At 67.1% G+C, this 20761-nt stretch carries 19 protein-coding genes and 1 pseudogene; 6 read left to right on the top strand and 14 right to left on the bottom strand.

Annotation, left to right across the window (positions count from 1 at the left end):
* Positions 1–3: 3 nt before the first annotated feature.
* Together DFJ65_RS10545 and DFJ65_RS10540 are read right to left on the bottom strand one after the other, a co-directional pair.
* Entirely contained in the window at positions 4–1878 is a 1875-nt protein-coding gene (locus tag DFJ65_RS10545) for an ABC transporter ATP-binding protein (RefSeq protein WP_115922989.1), read from the bottom strand.
* Between the two features lie 95 nt (positions 1879–1973).
* A complete protein-coding gene (locus tag DFJ65_RS10540; protein WP_115922988.1) occupies positions 1974–3572 on the bottom strand; it encodes an ABC-F family ATP-binding cassette domain-containing protein in 1599 nt (532 codons plus the stop codon).
* A 166-nt stretch (positions 3573–3738) separates the two neighbouring features.
* Between DFJ65_RS10540 and ypfJ the strand changes: the two genes are divergently transcribed.
* Together ypfJ and DFJ65_RS10530 are read left to right on the top strand one after the other, a co-directional pair.
* The gene (gene ypfJ / locus DFJ65_RS10535; RefSeq protein ID WP_115922987.1) at positions 3739–4692 is read left to right on the top strand and encodes a KPN_02809 family neutral zinc metallopeptidase; all 954 of its coding nucleotides are present in this window, start codon (positions 3739–3741) and stop codon (positions 4690–4692) included.
* Positions 4693–4996: 304 nt separating this feature from the next.
* Complete coding sequence (locus DFJ65_RS10530; protein WP_425452982.1) at positions 4997–6727, top strand: BCCT family transporter; 1731 nt, start codon at positions 4997–4999, stop codon at positions 6725–6727.
* Between the two features lie 161 nt (positions 6728–6888).
* On the opposite strand, the gene DFJ65_RS10525 is transcribed toward DFJ65_RS10530, so the two are convergent.
* On the bottom strand, positions 6889–7638 hold the full coding sequence (locus DFJ65_RS10525; RefSeq protein WP_147301375.1) for a membrane protein insertase YidC: 750 nt from the start codon (positions 7636–7638) through the stop codon (positions 6889–6891).
* 60 nt (positions 7639–7698) lie between these two features.
* Positions 7699–7989, bottom strand: a complete 291-nt coding sequence (locus tag DFJ65_RS10520) for a hypothetical protein (RefSeq protein WP_115922985.1) — start codon at positions 7987–7989, stop codon at positions 7699–7701.
* Positions 7990–8021: 32 nt separating this feature from the next.
* Here DFJ65_RS10520 and DFJ65_RS10515 point away from each other — a divergent pair, with 32 nt between their 5' ends.
* Positions 8022–8744: a class I SAM-dependent methyltransferase gene (locus tag DFJ65_RS10515; protein WP_115922984.1), complete on the top strand. Its 723-nt coding sequence runs from the start codon at positions 8022–8024 to the stop codon at positions 8742–8744.
* Here the strand turns inward: DFJ65_RS10515 and DFJ65_RS10510 are convergent.
* On the bottom strand, positions 8713–9156 hold the full coding sequence (locus tag DFJ65_RS10510) for a VOC family protein (protein ID WP_115922983.1): 444 nt from the start codon (positions 9154–9156) through the stop codon (positions 8713–8715). The two genes, DFJ65_RS10515 and DFJ65_RS10510, sit on opposite strands and share 32 nt — an antisense overlap.
* Before the next feature lie 59 nt (positions 9157–9215).
* Between DFJ65_RS10510 and DFJ65_RS10505 the strand changes: the two genes are divergently transcribed.
* Positions 9216–10361, top strand: a complete 1146-nt coding sequence (locus DFJ65_RS10505) for a DNA glycosylase AlkZ-like family protein (protein ID WP_115922982.1) — start codon at positions 9216–9218, stop codon at positions 10359–10361.
* 73 nt (positions 10362–10434) lie between these two features.
* Here the strand turns inward: DFJ65_RS10505 and DFJ65_RS10500 are convergent, their stop codons facing one another.
* From DFJ65_RS10500 to DFJ65_RS10465, 8 genes are read right to left on the bottom strand one after another with little or no spacing between them, the layout of a single operon-like run.
* Entirely contained in the window at positions 10435–10761 is a 327-nt protein-coding gene (locus DFJ65_RS10500) for a metal-sulfur cluster assembly factor (RefSeq protein ID WP_115922981.1), read from the bottom strand.
* A complete protein-coding gene (gene sufU / locus DFJ65_RS10495) occupies positions 10758–11243 on the bottom strand; it encodes a Fe-S cluster assembly sulfur transfer protein SufU (protein WP_115922980.1) in 486 nt (161 codons plus the stop codon). Before sufU ends, DFJ65_RS10500 begins: the two co-directional genes overlap by 4 nt.
* Positions 11243–12547 (bottom strand): cysteine desulfurase, encoded by a 1305-nt coding sequence (locus DFJ65_RS10490; RefSeq protein WP_115922979.1) that lies wholly within the window; start codon positions 12545–12547, stop codon positions 11243–11245. Before DFJ65_RS10490 ends, sufU begins: the two co-directional genes overlap by 1 nt.
* A 3-nt stretch (positions 12548–12550) precedes the next feature.
* Positions 12551–13309, bottom strand: coding sequence for a Fe-S cluster assembly ATPase SufC (sufC, locus tag DFJ65_RS10485; protein WP_115922978.1), 759 nt, complete (start codon positions 13307–13309; stop codon positions 12551–12553).
* A gap of 30 nt (positions 13310–13339) precedes the next feature.
* Entirely contained in the window at positions 13340–13660 is a 321-nt protein-coding gene (locus DFJ65_RS10480; RefSeq protein ID WP_115922977.1) for a non-heme iron oxygenase ferredoxin subunit, read from the bottom strand.
* Positions 13657–14841, bottom strand: coding sequence for a Fe-S cluster assembly protein SufD (gene sufD, locus DFJ65_RS10475; RefSeq protein WP_115922976.1), 1185 nt, complete (start codon positions 14839–14841; stop codon positions 13657–13659). The genes DFJ65_RS10480 and sufD overlap by 4 nt, the downstream gene beginning before the upstream one ends.
* Before the next feature lie 56 nt (positions 14842–14897).
* The gene (sufB, locus tag DFJ65_RS10470) at positions 14898–16316 is read right to left on the bottom strand and encodes a Fe-S cluster assembly protein SufB (RefSeq protein ID WP_115922975.1); all 1419 of its coding nucleotides are present in this window, start codon (positions 16314–16316) and stop codon (positions 14898–14900) included.
* Positions 16313–17038, bottom strand: a complete 726-nt coding sequence (locus DFJ65_RS10465; protein ID WP_115922974.1) for a helix-turn-helix transcriptional regulator — start codon at positions 17036–17038, stop codon at positions 16313–16315. The genes sufB and DFJ65_RS10465 overlap by 4 nt, the downstream gene beginning before the upstream one ends.
* Positions 17039–17547: 509 nt before the next feature.
* Here DFJ65_RS10465 and DFJ65_RS10455 point away from each other — a divergent pair.
* Both DFJ65_RS10455 and DFJ65_RS17185 read left to right on the top strand, forming a co-directional pair.
* Positions 17548–17721 (top strand): annotated as a pseudogene (locus DFJ65_RS10455) (transposase); the annotation flags it as partial.
* A gap of 773 nt (positions 17722–18494) precedes the next feature.
* On the top strand, positions 18495–19307 hold the full coding sequence (locus DFJ65_RS17185) for a hypothetical protein (protein ID WP_147301374.1): 813 nt from the start codon (positions 18495–18497) through the stop codon (positions 19305–19307).
* Between the two features lie 194 nt (positions 19308–19501).
* On the opposite strand, the gene DFJ65_RS10445 is transcribed toward DFJ65_RS17185, so the two are convergent.
* Positions 19502–20698, bottom strand: coding sequence for a glycoside hydrolase family 3 N-terminal domain-containing protein (locus DFJ65_RS10445; RefSeq protein WP_115922971.1), 1197 nt, complete (start codon positions 20696–20698; stop codon positions 19502–19504).
* Between the last annotated feature and the right edge of the window lie 63 nt (positions 20699–20761).

Raw genomic sequence — 20761 nt, 5'->3', positions numbered from 1 at the left:
GCATCAACCGACGGTCGGCGCCGGCTCGTCCGTGAACTGGGTGCGGTAGAGGTCGGCGTAGAGGCCACCTTGTTCGAGCAGTTCGTGGTGGCGTCCTTGTTCGACGACGCGTCCGCCCTCGATGACGAGGATCTTGTCGGCGCCGCGCACGGTCGAGAGCCGGTGCGCGATGACCAGCGCCGTCCGACCTTCCAGAGCCGAGTCGAGCGCGTGCTGCACGAGCGCCTCGCTCTCGCTGTCGAGGTGCGCGGTCGCCTCGTCGAGGATGACCACCGACGGCGCCTTCAACAGCAGTCGCGCGATCGCCAGCCGCTGCTTCTCACCGCCGGACAACCGGTGGCCGCGGTCGCCGACGACGGTGTCGAGTCCGTGCGGAAGCCGCTGGACGAGAGCCCACACATTCGCCGAGCGCAGCGCCGCCTCGAGCTCGGCCTCGGTCGCGTCGGGCTTGGCGTAGAGGAGGTTCTCGCGGATCGAGTCGTGGAACATGTGCGCTTCCTGCGTGACGACTCCCACCCGGGAACGCAACGACTCGAAGCTCGCGTCGCGCAGGTCGACGCCGCCGATCCGCACGGCTCCGGACGTCGGGTCGTACAGCCGGGCGACCAGTCCGGTGATCGTCGTCTTGCCGGCACCGGACGGTCCGACGAGCGCGACGACCTGGCCAGCGGACGCCTGCAAGGACACCCCGCGCAGCACCTCGTCGCCGTCGCCCTTGTCGACGGTGGCTCCCTCCAGCGAGTCGAGTGACACCTTCTCCGCCGTCGGGTAGCTGAACGACACGTCGTCCAGTTCGACGTCGAGCGCGCCGTCGGGCAGGGCGCGCGGGTGCTCGGCCTCCTTCACCAGCGGCTCGAGGTCGAGAATCTCGAAGACCCGCTCGAACGACACCAGCGCGGTCATCACATCGACCCGCACGTTCGACAGCGCGGTCAGCGGACCGTAGAGCCGTCCGAGCAGCGCGGCCAGCGCGAGCAGGGTGCCGATCGTCAAGGTGCCGTTGACGGCCATGATGCCGCCGACGCCGTAGACCATCGCGGTGGCGAGTGACGCCAGCAGCATCAGCCCGACCATGAAGATCGCCCGCTGCACCGCGATGCTCACCCCGATGTCGCGCACCTTCGCTGCGCGCGCGGCGTACTCCTCGTCTTCGGTCGCCGGGCGCCCGAACAGCTTCACCAACAGCGCACCAGCGACGTTGAACCGCTCGGTCATCCGGGCGCCGAGGTCGGCGTTCTCGATCATCTGCCCTCGGGTCAGCCCGGCGAGCCGGCGACCCATCAGCTTCGTCGGAATGAGGAAGAACGGCACCAGCACCAGCGCACCCAGCGTCAGCTGCCACGACAGCGTCGCCATGGCGATGACGATCACGACGAGGCTCACCGCGTTCGAGACGACGTTCGACATCACCGACGTGAACGCCTGCTGCGCGCCGATGACGTCGGAGTTCAGGCGCGTCACCAACGCGCCGGTCTGCGCGCGGGTGAAGAACGCGATCGGCTGCCGCAGTACGTGCCCGAACACCTCACGCCGCAGGTCGTAGATGAGCCCTTCGCCCAGACCCGCCGACAACCACCGCTCGGCGACGCCGAGCACGGCGTCCAGGACGGCGACCACCGCGGCCGCGACGCCCAACCAGACGATCAGCTGCTTGTCCTGCTCGACGACACCCTTGTCGACGATCTCCTTGAGGATCAACGGAGTTGCGATCACCAGGAGCGCATCGATGACGACCAGCACCAGGAAGAACGTGATGCGCCGGCGGTACGGACCCGCGTACGACAACACCCGCTTGGTCGTGCCGGGCTTGAGTTTCGCACCCTTCACCGACGAGTCCTTCGTCAGTGAGCGCATCACCTGCCAGCTGCCCATACTCATTGTTCGACTCCCTCTGGCAGCCTCATACTTCGACTCCCTTTGGCAACTGCACCGCCGACGTGATCACTCGCACAACAACAGTGCGGACGGCGGATCTATGCCAACGTGACGAGGTCGAGGTAGTCCGGACCCCAGAGGTCCTCGACACCGTCCGGCAGCAGCAGGACGCGTTCGGGCTGCAGCGCATCGACCGCGCCCTCATCGTGGGTCACCAACACGACCGCGCCCTCGTACCCGGCCAACGCGCCGAGGATCTCGGCGCGCGAGGCGGGGTCAAGGTTGTTCGTCGGCTCGTCGAGCAGGAGGACGTTGGCTGCCGAGACGACGAGCATCGCCAACGACAGCCGGGTCTTCTCTCCACCGGAGAGCACGCCCGCGGGCTTGTCGACGTCGTCGCCACTGAACAGGAACGAACCGAGCACCTTGCGCACCTCGGTCTCACCCAGGTCGGGCGCGGCCGACTTCATGTTCGCGAGCACGCTGCGATCGACGTCGAGGTTCTCGTGCTCCTGGGCGTAGTAGCCGAGCTTCAGACCATGGCCCGGTTGCACCTCGCCGGTGTCGGCCTCGTCGACGCCGGCGAGCAACCGCAGCAGCGTCGTCTTGCCGGCACCGTTGAGGCCGAGCACGACGACCTTGCTCCCTCGGTCGATCGCGAGGTCGACATCGGTGAAGATCTCCAGCGAGCCGTACGAGCGCGACAACCCCTCCGCACGCAACGGCGTGCGCCCGCACGGGGCGGGGGTCGGGAAGCGCAGCTTGGCCACCTTGTCCTGTTGCCGCTCCCCCTCGACGCTCGCGAGCAGCTTCTCGGCGCGACGTGCCATGTTCTGTGCGGCGGTCGCCTTCGTCGCCTTCGCCCGCATCTTGTCGGCCTGCGACATCAGCGCCGCGGCCTTCTTCTGGGCGTTCTGCAGTTCGCGCTTGCGCCGCTTCTCGTCGGTCTCGCGCTGCTGCAGGTAAGCCTTCCAGCCCACGTTGTAGAGGTCGAGTTCGGCCCGGTTGGCGTCGAGGTGGAACACCCGGGTGACGACCGTGTCGAGCATCTCCACGTCGTGGCTGATGATGATCAGCCCGCCCTTGTACGCCTTCAGGTAGTCGCGCAACCAGATGATCGAGTCGGCGTCGAGGTGGTTGGTCGGCTCGTCCAACAGCAACGTCTCGGCGCCGCTGAACAGGATGCGGGACAGCTCGACCCGGCGCCGCTGACCACCGGAGAGCGTGCGGAGCGGCTGGTCGAGGATGCGTTCGGGCAGGCCGAGGCTGGACGCGATCGACGCGGCCTCGGACTCCGCGGCGTAGCCGCCCTGGGCGGTGAACTCGGCGTCGAGGCGGGCGTAGCGGCGCATCGCCTTCTCGCGCAGTTCGTCGTCATCGTCGGCCATCTGCTTCTCGGCCTTGCGCAGGTCGCGGATGATCGAGTCGAGCCCGCGGGCCGACAGGATGCGGTCGCGGGCGAGCACCTCGAGATCACCGGTACGCGGGTCCTGCGGGAGGTAACCGACCTCACCGGAGCGCGTGACCTCACCGGCGGCCGGGATGCTCTGGCCGGCGAGCACCTTCGTCAGGGTCGTCTTGCCGGCGCCGTTGCGACCCACCAACCCGACCCGATCGCCGGGCGCGACCCTGAACGTGGCGTTCTCGACCAGGAGCCGGGATCCGGCTCGAAGCTCGATGCCATGGGCGGTGATCACGAAGGTCCTCCGGACGTCAGGGCGCGCCCCGGTCAAACGGTGGCGTCGTGGGTTGTTGTCGAACTGCGATGCCGCACTTGCGGTCGAGTGCGGGCGCGACTGGATATTCTACGCAGCGGTAGTGCGTGCGACCGATCACGGTCGCCGACCAAGACGGAGGTCACAAGTGACGTTCAACGACAACGCCCAACTCGACACCTCGCAGGTGCAGAGCGGTGGCTCCGGCGGTGGCGGCATGGCCCCCGGCGGAATTGCGGTCGGTGGCATCGGCGGTCTCATCCTGATGATCATCATGGTGTTGCTGAACGGCTTCGGCGGTGGCTCCGGATCCACCGGCGGCGCGGGTCCCTGGAACATGAACCCCGCACAGGTCGCCTCGGGTGCGGACACCAGCGGCAGCGGTGCCGGCAACGATCAGATCAGCCAGCAGATCAGCCAGTGCAAGACGGGTGCCGACGCGAACCGTGACGACGTCTGCCGCATCATCGGCACCGTGAACAGCACCCAGGCCTTCTGGCGCAACTACCTGCCGCAGTACGGCAAGCAGTACACCGACGCCAAGACGGTGATCTTCAGCGGCTCGACCCAGTCCGGTTGCGGCACCGCGAGTTCGGCGATGGGCCCGTTCTACTGCCCGCTCGACAACAAGGTCTACATCGACGCCGCGTTCTTCCAGGAGCTCAGCGGCAAGTACGGCGCCGATGACGGCAACCTGGCCAAGGAGTACGTGCTCGCGCACGAGTACGGCCACCACGTCCAGAACATCCTCGGCCTGCTCGGTCGCTCCCAGCAGGACCCGGAGGGCGCGAACTCGGCGTCGGTGCGCACCGAACTGCAGGCCGACTGCTTCGCCGGCATCTGGGTCGCCCACGCGACCGAGACCAAGGACGCCAACGGCAACACGCTGCTCCAGCCGATCACCGAACAGGACATCCAGTCGGCGCTGTCGGCCGCGGCCGCGGTCGGTGACGACCGCATCCAGGAGAAGGCTCAGGGTCGCGTCACCCCCGAGAGCTGGACCCACGGCTCCGCCGCCGCTCGCCAGAAGTGGTTCATGACCGGCTACCAGAGCGGCGACATCAACAAGTGCGACACCTTCTCGCCGGCAACCGTCGAGTAGGCAAGCGACTCACGTCGGCAGCGGCCGTTCGGTCCGAGGAATTCTGCGGAATTCCGAGGAGCGGGCGGCCGCTTCCTGTTTCGGTTCGCGTTCCGGTTCTCGACGTGAGTGTGACCACAACTGCCTCATCCGTCCCGCCGAACTCCCCGTCGGCGGTCCGCGATCCGTAACACGGCTCGACGGGGTTGCGGCCGGACGCGCCTTCACGCCGTCCCTACCGGTCCGATCGGCGGCCCGCGCCCGACCCCGGACGACTGATAAACGACTAGGAGGGTCGACTGCGTGCGCGTGGTCGACAGTGGAGATGACGACGACATCACAGAGTCCACCGGGCGCCACGCCGGGTGACGACAGCAATACCGATACGCATGAACTTCTGTACGGCATCGACGAGGCGACGATCGAGCCCGAAACCCCGAAGAAGGTCGGGGTCGACTGGGTGATCTTCGGGGTCACCGCGACGCTCGCGGTCGGCTTCCTCATCTGGGGTTTCGCCGCCCCGAAGAACCTCGGCACCACCTCGGGCGACGCCCTCGAGTGGGTCATGGAGTCGACGGATTGGCTGTTCGTCCTGTCCGCTTCCTGCTTCGTGGTGTTCGCGCTGTGGCTGGCCGCCAGCCGCTACGGCAACATTCCGTTGGGCGGTGACGACGAGACGCCGGAGTTCCGCACCTCGTCGTGGATCGCGATGATGTTCTCCGCCGGCATGGGCATCGGTCTGATGTTCTTCGGTGTCGCGGAGCCGCTGATGGACTACGCGAGCCCGACCCCGGGCACCGGCGTCGTCCCGCAGACCGACGCCGCGATGCGTCAGGCAATGGCGACCACGTTGTTCCACTGGTCGTTGCACCCCTGGGCGATCTACGCCGTCGTCGGTGTCGCCATCGCGTATGGGACCTTCCGCAAGGGCCGCACCCAGCTCATCTCGTCGGCCTTCCGGTCGCTGCTCGGCCCGCGCGTCGACGGCCCCATCGGCAAGGTCATCGACATGCTCGCGATCTTCGCGACGCTGTTCGGTTCGGCGGCCTCGCTGGGTATCGGTGCACTGCAGATCCAGGCCGGCCTGAAGAGCGTCGGCTGGGTCGAGAACCTCGGCCGCATGGGGCTGGTCGTGCTCATCTCGGTGCTGACCATCTGCTTCATCCTGAGCGCGGTCTCGGGTGTTGCCCGCGGCATCCAGCTGCTGTCGAACATCATCATGGTGCTTGCCCTGGTGCTCGCCCTGTTCGTGTTCCTCGTCGGCCCGACGGTGTTCATCCTCGACCTGCTGCCGACGACCCTGGGCACCTACTTCGCCGACCTGCCCACGATGGCGTCGCGCACCCAGGCCGCCGGCGGTCCCGAGCTGCAGGCATGGCTGTCCAGTTGGACCGTCTTCTACTGGGCGTGGTGGATCAGCTGGACCCCCTTCGTGGGCATGTTCATCGCGCGGATCAGCCGCGGTCGCACGATCCGTCAGTTCGTCAGCGGTGTGCTGCTGGTGCCGAGCATCGTCAGCCTCGTGTGGTTCGCGATCTTCGGTGGAGCCGCGATCGACCAGCAGCGTCAGACGAAGGACCTCGTCGCCCAGGGCGGCAAGGTCGACTCGAACACCGCGTTGTTCGACATGCTGTCGCACTACCCGCTGGCCACCGTCGCCTCGGTGCTGGTCATGGTGCTCGTCGCGATCTTCTTCGTTTCGGGTGCCGACGCCGCTTCGATCGTGATGGGCACGCTCAGCGAGCGCGGCACCATCGAGCCGACCCGCAAGACGGTGATCTTCTGGGGTGTCGCCACCGGTGGCGTCGCCGCGGCCATGCTGCTCGCCGGGTTCGCCGAGGGCGATGCGTCCGCGGCGCTGACCTCACTGCAGAACGTCACGATCGTGTCGGCGCTGCCGTTCGTGATCGTGATGGTGATCATGTGTGTCGCGCTGGTGCGTGACCTGCAGCAGGACCCGCTGATCAAGCGTGCCGAACTCGTCAGCAGATCATCGAGCAGGCCGTCATCGAGGGTGTCACCGAGCACGGTCACGACGAGCTGGCGCTCGTGGTGACCGAGGCGGAGACGGACACCGAGGACGGCACCCGGGTGCTCAAGGTGTCGCCCGCCGGCGACAAGTCGGTGCCCGAGAAGCACTGATCCGCAGGCAATGCGACGCCAACCGCGGGCGGACCACTTCGATGGTCCGCCCGCGGTTGCTCGTTACGGCTCGGATCAGGCGAGCACGCGTCGTAGCAAGGCCTGCTGGGCCAGGGTCCAGACGTTGCTGAACGCCCAGTAGAGCACCAACCCGGCGGGCACGAAGAAGGCGCCGACCACGACCCCGCCGAGACTCAGCCAGGGCATGACCGCCTGGACATTCGTCATCGCGTCCGGGGTTCCTGCGCCGGTCGGTGTCGTGGCGAACCAACGCTGGGCGGCGAAGGTCGCGAACCCGGCGAGCAGCGCGACGCCAAGCACGATCGCGGCCTGACCGGTCGAGCCGGCCAACAGTCGCGAGCCCAGGTGCACCCCGCCGACCGACGCAGCGGTCGCCGAGGCGAGGGTGAGCGCCGTCAGGGCACCCACGCCGGTGCCTCCGCTCACCTTCATCATCAGGTGGTACAGCGAGAACAGCACCGGCATCTGCAGGAGCAGCGGGAGGCAGCCGAGCGTGGACAGCCCGTGCTCGCGTTGGATCTCGCGACGTTCGGTCATCATCCGCTGCAGGTTTTCGCTGTCCCGTTTGCCCGCGTACTTCGCGGTCAGTTCGCGCATCGCCGGTGCCGCCGCTGCGGAGCGTCGAGCGTTCCGAGCGCCTGCGACGGCGAACGGCAACAGCGCCATTCGCACGGTCACGGTCAACAGGCCGATGGCGATGATCCAGGCGACCGCGCCGTCCGGGCCGAGCGCGGACGCCGCGGTGTGGGTGAGTGCCAGGACGGTGCCCAGCAGGGTGGTCAGGGGTGCAAAGAGGTCGGGCATGTCGTGCTCCAATCCCCGGGTGTGCCGGGGTCGTTCGGGAAGGGTGGGCTGAGGGGTTCCTCAGGCCAGCCCTGGAGCACGCGGACGGATCGGGTCCTGCGGGAGGGTGATTGACCGGCAGACCGGTGGGTGTGTCGCGGTCTGTGGGCCACGCGCACGCGGCGGCGCCGCGACCATCGGCAGCACGACCCTCGTGACCTGGATCAGGGTGACCGCCGCGGCCAACGCCACCAGCGCGACTCCCCCGGCCACCTGGGTCGACGGCAGCAGCGTCATCACTACCGCTGCGGGCACGAGCACCGACAGCAGCACGCGCAGCTGCGCGGCGATGCGGTCGGAGTCGAAGCTCATGGTCCGATGATACGTCCGCGTAGCCTCGAACGATGACCGACGACTGGGCCGACACCCTGCGCGAACAGAAGACCTACTACGACGCGCGTGCCGGCGAGTACGACGACTTCTGGTTCCGTCGCGGCACGTACGCGCTCGACGAACCGGTGCTGAGCCAGTGGAACGCCGATGCCGCCGACACGATGACCCTGATCAGCGGAGCCGCCCGCGGCGACGTGCTGGAACTCGCCTGCGGCACCGGGATCTTCACCGACGTGCTGCGCCGCCACGCGGAGTCCGTGCACGCGGTGGACGCCTCCCCCGCCATGCTGGAACTCAACCGGGCACGGACCGCCGGCGCGGCTAATGTCAGCTACGGGCAGGCCGACCTGTTCGACTGGCGGCCGGCGCGCCGCTACGACCTGGTCTTCTTCGGGTTCTGGCTGTCCCACGTGCCCGACGACCGGTTCGAGGCGTTCTGGGCGATGGTGCGTGACTGTCTCGCACCGGGCGGACAGGTGATCTTCGTCGATTCCGCGCCCTACCCCGCCGACGAGGTGACCGGGCCGAACTCGCAGGTGTCAGCCCGCACAGAGGAACGCACCCTTGGCGACGGGCGCCGGTTCCGGATCGTCAAGCGCTACTGGGACCCGCGAACCCTCAGCGACCAACTCACCGCCACCGGCTGGGACGCGCAGGTCCAGGCGTCCGAGCACGCACTGATGCTGGTGGGTCGGGCCCGGCTCAGCGAAGCCGCTCGGCCAGAGCGACGGTGATGCCCTCCGGGCCCCGCACGTAGGCCATCCGCCACTCGTCCTGCCACTGCTTGATCCCGCCGACGAGCGGGTAACCGTCCGCGGCCGCACTCGCCACGGCGGCGTCGATGTCGTCGACCTGGAAGGCGACGCTGCGCAGACCGAGTTCGTTCGCCATCGCGTCCGGCGAACCCGGCGTGTGCTCGGGGTGTTCGAAACTGGACAGTTCGATCGTGGCGCCGCCCGCGGGTGCCTTGAGCATGACGATCCGGCTGCGGGCGCCCGGGATACCGCACACCGTGTCGATGAACTCCCCCTCGATCGTCGCCGGCTCGCCGAGCGGTTCGAGCCCGAGTCTGACGAAGAACGCGGTGGCGGCATCGAGGTCGGAGACGGTGATGCCGACGTGGTCGAACGCGGTGATGTGTCCCATACGACCAACCTAGGGCGATGAGGCAGTCGATCGTCCGGATCGCGTGTGACGCTTGCGCCATGACGCCGCCCACGACCTCGCCCACGACCTCGCCCGCGACCTCGCCCGCGACCGCGGCATCGATCAGCTGGGACCAGGCCCTCGGCTGGCGACTCGGCCGGCAGTTGCTCGATCAGCCCGGTGAGCGTTCGGCCAGCGAGGTCGTGCAGACCTTGGGCGCGGTGCTGGCGACGCACCCGAGTTCGGCCGAGCTGGCCGTGCGCAGTCGCCAATACCGTTCCCGTCCGGGCGAACTCGCGCAAGCACTGACCGAAGGCACGGTGATCAAGACCTTCGCCTACCGCGGGGCCATGCACCACCTGTCGGCGCAGGACGGCGGGATCTACCTGGCCCTGCGCGCGGCCGGCCGCCAATGGGAGTTGCGCAGCTGGGTCGAGTTCTACCGCCTCACCGCCCAGCAGTGGCCACGGTTCCGGGAGACCGTCCGCGACGCACTGCGCGACGGCCCGCTCACCGTGCCCGAGCTCGGCGCCCGGGTGACCGGCCGGAGCTCGTACAAGCACCTGCAGCCGGTCTTCGCCGACGACCCGTGGACCCTGCTCAAGGCCCTCTGCTGGCAGGGCGACATCTGCTTCGGCCCGTCGGTGCAGGGAAAGCCCACCTTCCAACGGCTCGACGCCAATTCGCACTGGGCCGGCATCCCCACCCTCGACGAGGCAGGCCCGCGGGCGATCCTGGCCTGCCTGCACAGTTACGGCCCGGCCACCGGCGAACACATCCAGCACTGGTTCGGCGAGGGACTGAGCGCCGGACGCAAGCGGCTCGAACGATGGCGGACCCAACTCGGTGACCGACTCGTCCCGCTCGACGTCGACGGCACGACGACGTTCGCCGCGGCCGAGGACGTGGAGTCGATCCTCGCCGCCGAACCCTCCGACGCCGTCCACTTCCTGCCCGGACATGACCAGTGGGTGATGGGCCCGGGCACCAAGGACACCCACGTCACTCCCCCGCCGTACCGTACGGCGATGACCCGACAGGCCGGCATCGTGCTGCGCGGTGGCGTGGTGAGCGGCACCTGGGCAGTCCGCGGTTCCGAACTGCACGTCTCCTCCCCGGTGCAACCAGCCGAGTTACAGGAGCAGGCCGAACGCCTTGTCGGGTTGCTCGGCCAGGATCTCGAGATCCACTACACCAAGGCTTGAAGCGAGGCCAGAAGACGCAGCAGGCCCGAGGGACGAATCCCTCGGGCCCGCGGCGAATCACCGGCGTGACGGCTCAGACGTTGAAGCCGAGCGCGCGAAGCTGCTCGCGGCCGTCGTCGGTGATCTTGTCGGGGCCCCACGGCGGCATCCACACCCAGTTGATGCGGTGTGACGCGACGAGGCCTTCGAGAGCCTGACCGCACTGGTCCTCGATGACGTCGGTCAGCGGGCAGGCCGCCGAGGTGAGCGTCATGTCGATGACCGCGTTGTTGTCGGAGTCGACGGTGATGCCGTAGACGAGGCCGAGGTCGACGACGTTGATCCCGAGCTCGGGGTCGACGACATCGCGGAGGGCTTCCTCCACGTCGGCGACGTTGGGCGGGGTCTGGACCTCACTCATTGGGTGCCTCCCTGGGCTGTTTTATGGGACGAAATGCTCGAGATGTCGGCGCCGGCGCGGGCCAGCGCGTCGGTGTAGGCCGACCAGGAAAGCAGCGCGCACTTCACCCGGGCCGGATACTTCGAGACCCCGGCGAGAGCGACGCCGTCGCCGATCTTCTCCTCGTCACCGGCGTCCTGGCCGCGGCTGGTCAGCATCGACCGCATCGCCTCGAAGGTCTCCAGGCTCTCCGCGACGGAGTAGCCGATGACCTCCTCGGCGAGGATCGACGCCGACGCGACCGAGATCGAGCACCCGATCGAGTCGTAGGAGACATCGGCGACCTTCGCGTCCGAGCCTTCACCTTCAAGGTGAACTCGAAGGGTGATCTCGTCGCCGCACGAGGTGTTGACGTGGTGCGTCTCGGCCTCGAACGGTTCACGCAGGCCCGCGTGCTGCGGACGCTTGGAGTGGTCGAGGATGAGCTGCTGGTAGAGGTCCATCAACTCGCCTCCGCCGTAGCGGTTGCCGTCGCCTCGACGTCGAGCCCGAACACCGTCGGCACCCGGTCGAGCGCGGTGAGGAACTCCTCGACCTCGTCCACCGTGTTGTAGACGCCGAAGCTGACGCGGGTGGACGCGGTCACCCGGTACGCACGGTGCAGCGGGGCCGCACAGTGGTGTCCGGTGCGCACCGCGACGCCGGAGTCGTCGAGGATCTGACCGACGTCGTGCGGGTGCACCCCGTCGACCACGAACGCCACGGCACCGGTGCGCGCGGCGGCGTCGAGCGGTCCGAGCACCCGGACCCACGGACGCTTCGCCAGACCGTCGAGGGTGGCCTGCACCAACTGCCGGTCGTGTTCGGCGACGACGTCCATGCCGATGTCGCACAGGTAGTCGCACGCCACGCCGAGCCCGACGGCCTGGGCGGCCATCGGCACGCCCGCCTCGAAGCGCTGCGGCGGCACGGCGTACGTCGAGTACTCCATCTGCACGGTCTCGATCATCGACCCGCCGGTGATGAACGGCGGCATCGCGGCGAGCAGTTCGCTTCGACCCCAGAGCACACCGATGCCCATCGGGCCGAGCATCTTGTGGCCGCTGAAGGCCAGGAAGTCGACGCCGAGATTGGTGACATTGACCGGCAGGTGCGGCACCGACTGGCACGCGTCGAGCACCACGAGCGCGCCGACGGCGTGGGCCTTGTCGGCGAGCTCACGCACCGGGTTGATCGTCGCGAGCACGTTCGAGACGTGCGTGAACGCGACGACCTTGGTGCGCTCGGTCAGCAGCTCGTCGAGGTTCGACAGGTCGAGCCGGCCGTCGTCGGTGAGGCCGATCCAGCGCAGCGTCGCACCGGTGCGGCGGCACAACTCCTGCCACGGCACGAGGTTGGCGTGGTGCTCCATCTCGGTGACGAGCACTTCGTCGCCCTCGCCGAGGGCATACCGCTCACTGCCCTCGATGCGCGGGTGGGGAGAGACCGCGAACGCGTTGGCGACCAGGTTGATCGACTCGGTCGCGTTCTTGGTGAACACGATCTCGTCGGCCGAACTGCCGATGAACGCCGCGACCTTGCTGCGGGCCTGCTCGTAGGCGTCGGTCGCCTCCTCGGCCAGCTGGTGCGCCCCACGGTGCACCGCGGAGTTCTGAGTCTCGTAGTAGGTGCGCTCGGCATCGAGCACGGTGAGCGGCTTCTGCGACGTCGCGCCGGAGTCGAGGTAGACCAGCGGCTGGTCACCACGCACCGTGCGGCGCAGCAGCGGGAAGTCCTCACGCAGCCGCTGCACGTCGAAGGAGGTCATGGCTCAGGCCTTCGCGCTCACGTAGCGGTCGTAGCCCTCGGCCTCGAGGCGGTCGGCCAGCTCGGGGCCGCCCTCCTCGGCCACCTTGCCGTCGACGAACACGTGCACGAAGTCGGGCTTGATGTAGTTGAGGATGCGCGTGTAGTGGGTGATCAGCAGCACGCCCACCTCGGTGTTCTCCTTGGCGCGGTTGACGCCCTCGGAGACGATGCGCAGCGCGTCGACGTCGAGGCCGGAGTCGGTCTCGTCGAGCACGGCGATCTTCGGCTGGAGCAGCTCCATCTGCAGGATCTCGTGGCGCTTCTTCTCACCACCGGAGAAGCCCTCGTTGACGTTGCGGTCGGCGAAGGCGGAGTCCATGCGCAGGTTCTCCATCGCGCCCTTGACGTCCTTGACCCAGGTGCGCAGCTTCGGAGCCTCGCCGTCGACGGCGGTCTTGGCGGTGCGCAGGAAGTTCGAGACGGTCACGCCCGGAACCTCGACGGGGTACTGCATGGCCAGGAACAGACCGGCGCGAGCGCGCTCGTCGACCGACATCGCCAGCACGTCCTCGCCGTCCAGCAGCACCTCACCGGAGGTGACGGTGTACTTCGGGTGGCCCGCGATGGAGTAGGCCAGGGTCGACTTGCCGGAGCCGTTCGGGCCCATGATCGCGTGGGTCTCCCCCGACTTGATGGTCAGGTTCACACCCTTCAGGATCTCCTTCTCACCCTGCTCGGTCTCGACCGAGACGTGCAGATCCTTGATCTCGAGAGTCGTCATGTCAGTTCGCTTTCCTTGGTACGAAGTTGATCAGTCGTTGGTGAGGGCGACGTAGACGTCGGGGCCCTCGATCTTCACGGTGTGCACGGCCACCGGCACCGTTGCCGGCAGGCCGGTCGGTTCGCCGTTGACGAGGTCGAAACGCGATCCGTGCAGCCAGCACTCCAGCGTGCGTCCCTCGACCTCGCCCTCGGCGAGCGAGACGTTGGCGTGGGTGCAGGTGTCGTCGATCGCGTGGACGTCGCCATAGCTGTCACGCACGATCGCGACCCGGCGCCCGTCGAAGTCGGCCACCACAGCGCCGACCTCGGGCAACTGGTCGGTCGTGCACACCCGGACGAAGTCGCTCACTGGCCGGTCGCCGCCAGCTCGGTCTCGATCGCCTCCATGAGGGAGTCGACCACCTCGGGCAGGCCGATCTTGGCGATGATGTCGGCGAAGAAGCCGCGCACCACCAGGCGACGGGCGTCGGCCTCGGGAATGCCGCGGGCCTGCAGGTAGAACAACTGCTCGTCGTCGAACCGGCCGGTCGAGGAGGCGTGACCCGCACCCTCGATGTCGCCGGTCTCGATCTCGAGGTTCGGCACCGAGTCGGCGCGGGCACCGTCAGTGAGCACCAGGTTGCGGTTGAGCTCGTAGGTCTCGATGCCCTCGGCCTCGGCGCGGATCAGCACGTCACCGACCCACACGGTGTGGGCGGTGTCGCCCTGAAGGGCCCCCTTGTAGGTGACCAGCGACTGGCAGCGCGGCGTGTTGTGGTCGACGAACGAGCGGTGCTCGAGGTGCTGACCGGAGTCGGCGAAGTAGACACCGAGCATCGTGGCGTCGCCACCCGGGCCGGCGTACTTCACGTTGCTGTTGAGCCGCACCACCGAGCCACCGAGGGTCACGGCGATGTGCTTGTAGGTGGCGTCGCGGCCGACCTGCGCATCGGTCTGCGCGAGGTGGTTGGCGTCGTCGGCCCAGCGCTGGATGGTGACGACCGTCAACTGCGCACCGTCACCGACGAGCACCTCGACGTTGGCGGTGACATCGGCGCTTCCGGTGTGCTCGACGAGCACGACGGCCTTGCTGTGCGTGCCCGCCTCGATGACCAGGTGGCCGTTGTAGCGCTTGCCCGCGCCGTTGCCACGCAGGTCGACCCGCACCGGCTCGGTGAGTTCGGCGTCCTTGGCGATCTTCAGGTGCAGCGCGTCGGCGGCGTTGGCCGATGCCATGACCGCGGCGCGGTCGCCGGGCACCAGGACGGTGCCACGCGGTGCCTGGCCGATGGCCAGCGTGCCGACCTCGACCTTCTCGGGCGCCACGACCTCACGGGTGACGGCGTTGTCGTCGGACGGCTTGTCCGACAGCAGCGCGGTGAGCTTGTCGACCGGGGTGAAGCGCCACTCCTCCTCGCGGCCGTGCGGCACCGGGAAGTCGGCGACGTCGAACGACGTCTTGCGCTCGGCGCGGGACTGGTCGGGCACGAACGCCGCGGCGGAGTCGGTGTGACCCTCGGCCAGGTTGCGCTCCGGAGTGATGAGCGTCATGAAAGTTGGATCTCCTTCTTGCAGAACTGGATTCGATGGGGTGCGCGAAAAGGGCGTCAGCCCACCGCGCCTTCCATCTGCAGCTCGATGAGGCGGTTGAGCTCGAGGGCGTACTCCATCGGGAGCTCGCGGGCGATCGGCTCGACGAAGCCGCGCACGATCATCGCCATGGCTTCCTCCTCGGTCAGACCGCGGCTCATCAGGTAGAACATCTGGTCTTCGCTGACCTTGGACACCGTGGCCTCGTGGCCCATCTGCACGTCGTCCTCGCGGACGTCGACGTACGGGTAGGTGTCGCTGCGGCTGATCTGGTCGACCAGCAGCGCGTCGCAGACCACGCTCGACTTGGAACCGCTGGCGCCCTCGAGGATCTGCACGAGACCGCGGTAGGAGGTGCGGCCACCGCCACGGGCCACCGACTTCGACACGATCGTCGAGGAGGTGTTCGGCGCGGCGTGCACCATCTTCGAACCGGCGTCCTGGTGCTGGCCCTCGCCGGCGAACGCGATCGACAGGGTCTCGCCCTTGGCGTGCTCGCCGAGCAGGAAGACCGCCGGGTACTTCATGGTGACCTTCGAACCGATGTTGCCGTCGATCCACTCCATGGTCGCGCCCTCGTCGCAGGTGGCGCGCTTGGTGACCAGGTTGTACACGTTGTTCGACCAGTTCTGGATCGTCGTGTAGCGGACGCGGGCGTTCTTCTTCACGATGATCTCGACGACCGCGGAGTGCAGCGAGTCGGACTTGTAGATCGGCGCGGTGCAGCCCTCGACGTAGTGCACGTACGAGTCCTCGTCGGCGATGATCAGCGTGCGCTCGAACTGGCCCATGTTCTCGGTGTTGATCCGGAAGTAGGCCTGCAGCGGGATGTCGACGTGGACGCCCTTGGGCACGTAGATGAACGAGCCGCCCGACCACACCGCGGTGTTGAGCGCGGCGAACTTGTTGTCACCGCTCGGGATCACCGAACCGAAGTACTCCTTGAAGAGTTCCTCGTGCTCGCGCAGACCGGTGTCGGTGTCGACGAAGATGACACCCTTCTCCTCCAGGTCTTCGCGGATCTGGTGGTAGACGACCTCGGACTCGTACTGCGCGGCGACACCTGCGACCAGGCGCTGCTTCTCCGCCTCCGGGATGCCGAGCTTGTCGTAGGTGTTCTTGATGTCCTCGGGCAGTTCGTCCCAGGTGGTCGCCTGCTTCTCGGTCGACTTCACGAAGTACTTGATGTTCTGGAAGTCGATGCCGGTGAGGTCGCTGCCCCACTGCGGCATGGGCTTCTTGTCGAACAACTTCAGCGCCTTGAGTCGGCGCTCCTTCATCCAGGCCGGCTCGTCCTTGCGGTCGGAGATGTCGGCGACGACGTCGTCGTTGAGACCACGGCGCGCGCTCGCGCCGGCGTCGTCACGGTCGGCCCAGCCGTACTCGTAACGACCGATGTCCTTCAGTCCCGGGTTGAGCTCTTCGATGGTGCTCATCGCGGATCCCTTCTTTCGTGCGACGTGTGGGCAAGTTGGTGGGTAGGTACGAAGGTGGTGCAGACGTGGTCGCCGTGGGCGAGCGACGCGAGCCGCTGCACGTGCACGCCGAGCAGACCGGAGAACGCCTCGGCCTCGGCCTCGCAGAACTGCGGGAACTCCGCGGCGACGTGCTGCACCGGGCAGTGGCCCTGGCACAGTTGAACGCCGGCGAGCGGGGTTCCCTTCCCGACCGGCCGGGCGGACGCGGCATAACCCTCGTCGCGCAGGGCGTCGGCGAGAGCGGCGCTGCGTGCCTCGGGGTCGTCGCCGGCGGCCTCGACCGCGGCACGCACCCGCTCGGCCAGCGCGGTCGCCTGAGCCTTGGCGAACGCACCGACGGCGTCCTCGCCCTGGGTGTCGCGCAGGAAGCGCAGCACCGAGGTGGCGAGTTCGTCGTAGTCGCCGCGCAGGTTCTTGTGCCCCTGGTCGGTGAGCACGTAGGCACGGGCCGGACGGCCACGCTTGCGGGCCTCGGCGAGCGTGTGCTCGCTCTCGGCGACCGCGCCTTCCTCGGCGAGCACGTCGAGGTGGCGGCGTACGCCGGCGGTGGTCAGGCCGAGGATCTCGGCCACCTGCGCAGCGGTGATCGGGCCACGCTCGCTGACCAGCGTGAGCACCCGGCGACGCGTGCCGGACTCGGCACGGTCGGCTGCAGGCACAGCGCGGTCAGCGATAAACACAACACCAGTATGACGTTATTCGGAAGCAGATGAAACTCAGGTGGACCTAACCCGGCGCGAGGGCGCCTCGGCCTGCATGCCGAGGACAGCCGGCACCGCCGATGCGTCGGTTGAGGTGCCCTGTCCCAAGGCTCGCGTGCTCGGGAGGTTGTGAGCATGCACGTCCCGAGCCCGGACCATCGCGACCATCTCGCCCGACGTATGGTGAGCGGCCGCAGTCGAATCGAGGGGGGCCTGGTCCGGCGGCGAATCCGCAGGTAGGGGCACCCAACGGCCACGCTGCCCGCCGACACCGAAGGCCCCCAGCTCGTTGCGGATCTCCCAGCACCGCAGGGCGATGTTCGTGCCTCGCAGCAGTGCGTGGTCGGCCTGATTCATCGCACGGCCGACCAGCGCGCGCGATCGCGCCCTGTTCCTTGACCCCGGACATGCGACTCACCCTAAAACGGCGCAGCTCGCCAACAGCGCCCCCGATGCGCTCGAGTTCCAACCCATCCACTGGTCATCCCCTCCTGTCCTACTTCGACCGGCCTGGCACCAGCAACGGACCAACGGAGGCGATCAATGGTCGCCTCGAGCACCTACGCGGGTCGGCCCTCGGCTTACGCCACCTCGCCCACTACATCGCCCGATCCCTCCTCGAAACCGGCGGCTTCAGACCTCAGCTACACCCTGGTTTGTGATGAGCCAAAAATCGTTGGCACGCAGACCACCAGCAGCCCTGCCTCACACCGTTAACCTGAGCGGAACCTGTGAGAGAAATCTCACTTTCAGCAAGATCGCCCGCCTCAGGATCGGACCGACACGTCATGCGCCTCACCAGCATCCTCGCAATCTCGCTCATAACCTTCTCCACGGCCGCCTGCGGCACTCAAACTCTCGACTCCGCAGGCGCTAACCCAGGGGCCACCACCAAGCCAGTCGCCGCAACGACATCCCCTACTCCAGAGCGAGTAACGGGCCAGAAGGAAAAGTCTCCGGAAGCAAAGACCGTCACGATCGAAGCGTCCCGCACAACCGCCAACTACGCAGCTCCGGCAACTCCGGAAGGTGCCGTGCAATTCTTCGTCACCGCACTCCGTGACTACGTCAGAACGGCGCCCACCGACCGCCAGGACCGGGCTAACCAATTGCATGGGGACGTCCCCTCCCCGGACGCGGCGTCCACTCCAGTGGACATCGCGCAAGCCACTGAACCCGGGTGGGACGACTTGGTTGCCACCGCTGGCGAATATCGCATACTTGCAATCTCAGGACCTACGTCCTCCCCGCAGGCCGTCATGCTTGAAGCCAAACTTACTCCCCAAGTCTCGGGAAGATCTCAGACACCTGTGGTTATCGGAGGAGTTGTGGCTCGCTCACAGAGCGGCGAATGGGTACTAGAGTCCACGCGCCGTGCGCCATCCAAGAAAAACTACAGCTCATCCCCATGGGGGCATCTCGCCGAGGTTGAAAAATGATCCGCACGCCCATCTCATCCACCATCAGCGCAGCCGCCGTAGTCGTTCTCATGACGTCGTGCGGAACCACACCACACAACCCCGGGCAGTCAACCTCAGTAAAACAATCCAGCATCTCGCAGGTAGATCTTCGCAAGGCAGCGATCGCAGCCGATCCGCAAGCGTGCACCAGTCCAAACCCGGATCCGCGCACCGTCAAACTCCCACGAGTGGCCGCGAACACCCGAGCAGCATTTTTACTGAATCCCCCTCAGAACACTGCAGCACTTTCTAAGCAACAGTTGGACAAACTTCTGGGTCAGCCGAATCTGTCGGGCATGGAATTGGCAGGGTCGACCATATTGGCCGTCCTTGAAAACGCACCCGCACGATTTGAGAATGAAAAGACACTCAGGAGCGAGCTGGGCGCTAGTATTCCAGAACCTGGATTTCGGCAAATGAGAAATAGGACAATCGTAAAATTCGTCCTAAAGTTACCCATGCAGTGGGAGTACAAACGCACAAGGTACACGGCGTCCTACACGGCCGGAACTGGAATTGGCGTTTTTCGGCAAGTCGGGCCGATTGAAGATGCCATTCCAAGGAAGGTCCACGACGACCAAGAAGCGCTCTGGGAGTCTCGCCAGATTGTAATGCATTGGGGCAAGGGTCGCTGGGAAGTTCTATGCTTCTCGATCGCCGAGCCAATGATAGATTTCGACACCACGGGTGACTCGATGCCCGTATCGTCGTCCAATTACGCGGCACTTGACACATGGAAGAAGTACGACCTGGAGACGTCCAGCTCTTCCGTTAGGTCGGGCCAATGAGTTCCCAGACGGAAGTACGTCCAGTGCTCCTAGTCGGGCGGCTGCGCCTAGCCCTACGCGTTTTTCCTGTCTATATCGGTCAGTCTATTTGGGGTTAGCTTACAACTCACTTCAAACGTTGCTCAAGCCGCAGACAACGCGCGAATACTTGTCGTTGGCGACAGCATTTCCCAGGGGTCATCGGGCGCCGCCGATCAGCAGGTCGGCGGCAACAGTCCGTACGCCTGCTTGGCCCGGTAGATGTGCAGCGCGGCGACATTGACCTTGTTCCGGAACGACGCGTCGGTGCGAGCGTGCTCCAGCACGGCCTGGTACATCGCCGGGACGGCGTTCGGGGTGACGGTCAGGAGCATTTGCACACCCGCGTTCACGGCGTAATAGGCGCGGTACCCGTACGACCAGGGCGTGACGGCGGCCGCTACCCCGAGGTCGTCACTGATGACGACGCCGCCGAACCCGATCTGGCCGCGCAGCACGTTCTGGATGATGCCGGGCGAGAAGACCGCAGGCCGCAGCGGATCGATGCGGTCGTAGATCGCCGAACTCATCATCATGAACGGCGTGCCCTGACTGGCCGCGAGGCGGAACGGGTCGAGGTAGCTGGAGTACGTGCCGGTCGTCGCCGTCTGCGTATCGTGGACGTTTGCGGTGTTGTCGGTGTTGGCCCGCACCAGACCGAGCCCCGGGAAGTGCTTCGCGGTGGAGGCGACACCCATCGTGCGCATGCCCCAACTGAACGCGTTGGAGCGCACGCTCACCAGCGATGGCGTGTAGCCGTACTCGCGGTACCAATAGCCGATCGGCGGGTTGTTGCGCCCCAGCGACGCGGGCACGGTGTCGGCCACGGGCGCGAGGTTCATGTTCACCCCGGCCGACTTCAGCTGTTGCGCCCAGCCCTGCGAGGCGGCGTACAGGTTGGGGTTCGAACCCTGCGACAACGCGGTGGGGATGGTGCTGAAACCCGCCCCTTGGAGGACCTGGACGTTGCCGCCCTCCTGATCGGTCGCGATGAACGGCCGGATGCTCTGGGTGTTTGCCGCGGTCGCCCGCGCCCGGATCGCGGACGTCACCTGGGCGACCTGTCCCACCCCGCCGTAGCTGCGGCCGGACAGGAACACGTTGCCGACGTGATAGGTCGCCATCTGGTTCAGCAGGGTCGAACTCGCCCCGGTGGCAGGGGTGCCCACCATGAACATCTGCCCGATCTTCACCTCCAGCGTGGTGCCGACCGAGAGTCTGGCTGCGGTGCAGGCGGTCGCCGCCGTCGCGGGCGTTGCCTTCGCCGGTGCCGTGCCGATCACGGCCGAGGCGCCGACGGCGAGCGCGGCACAGGCCGCCGCGGCACGGCTGATCCGAACGGTGCGGCGAGTGGTGCGGTTGATGGTGCTCATGACGATGGTCCCCCGATGTTCGGTTTCTCCCCAGCCAAGCACCGGCTCGGCCGGTTGTCGATG

Origin of the sequence: Calidifontibacter indicus (genome assembly GCF_003386865.1) — a bacterium.
Taxonomy (GTDB): domain Bacteria; phylum Actinomycetota; class Actinomycetes; order Actinomycetales; family Dermatophilaceae; genus Yimella; species Yimella indica.
Note: the sequence above shows the minus strand (reverse complement) of the source record. Positions and strands in the feature narration are given on the sequence as shown.

Bases quoted from the DNA above. Each gene is read 5' to 3' on its own strand.
- DFJ65_RS10525 (WP_147301375.1), bottom strand. From the start codon at position 7,638: ATGCCCGACCTCTTTGCACCCCTGACCACCCTGCTGGGCACCGTCCTG.
- sufC (WP_115922978.1), bottom strand. From the start codon at position 13,309: ATGACGACTCTCGAGATCAAGGATCTGCACGTCTCGGTCGAGACCGAG.
- sufD (WP_115922976.1), bottom strand. From the start codon at position 14,841: ATGACGCTCATCACTCCGGAGCGCAACCTGGCCGAGGGTCACACCGAC.
- DFJ65_RS10500 (WP_115922981.1), bottom strand. From the start codon at position 10,761: ATGAGTGAGGTCCAGACCCCGCCCAACGTCGCCGACGTGGAGGAAGCC.
- DFJ65_RS10545 (WP_115922989.1), bottom strand. From the start codon at position 1,878: ATGAGTATGGGCAGCTGGCAGGTGATGCGCTCACTGACGAAGGACTCG.
- sufU (WP_115922980.1), bottom strand. From the start codon at position 11,243: ATGGACCTCTACCAGCAGCTCATCCTCGACCACTCCAAGCGTCCGCAG.
- DFJ65_RS10505 (WP_115922982.1), top strand. From the start codon at position 9,216: ATGACGCCGCCCACGACCTCGCCCACGACCTCGCCCGCGACCTCGCCC.
- DFJ65_RS10530 (WP_425452982.1), top strand. From the start codon at position 4,997: ATGACGACGACATCACAGAGTCCACCGGGCGCCACGCCGGGTGACGAC.
- DFJ65_RS10445 (WP_115922971.1), bottom strand. From the start codon at position 20,698: ATGAGCACCATCAACCGCACCACTCGCCGCACCGTTCGGATCAGCCGT.
- DFJ65_RS10520 (WP_115922985.1), bottom strand. From the start codon at position 7,989: ATGAGCTTCGACTCCGACCGCATCGCCGCGCAGCTGCGCGTGCTGCTG.
- DFJ65_RS10515 (WP_115922984.1), top strand. From the start codon at position 8,022: ATGACCGACGACTGGGCCGACACCCTGCGCGAACAGAAGACCTACTAC.
- sufB (WP_115922975.1), bottom strand. From the start codon at position 16,316: ATGAGCACCATCGAAGAGCTCAACCCGGGACTGAAGGACATCGGTCGT.
- DFJ65_RS17185 (WP_147301374.1), top strand. From the start codon at position 18,495: ATGATCCGCACGCCCATCTCATCCACCATCAGCGCAGCCGCCGTAGTC.
- DFJ65_RS10490 (WP_115922979.1), bottom strand. From the start codon at position 12,547: ATGACCTCCTTCGACGTGCAGCGGCTGCGTGAGGACTTCCCGCTGCTG.
- DFJ65_RS10510 (WP_115922983.1), bottom strand. From the start codon at position 9,156: ATGGGACACATCACCGCGTTCGACCACGTCGGCATCACCGTCTCCGAC.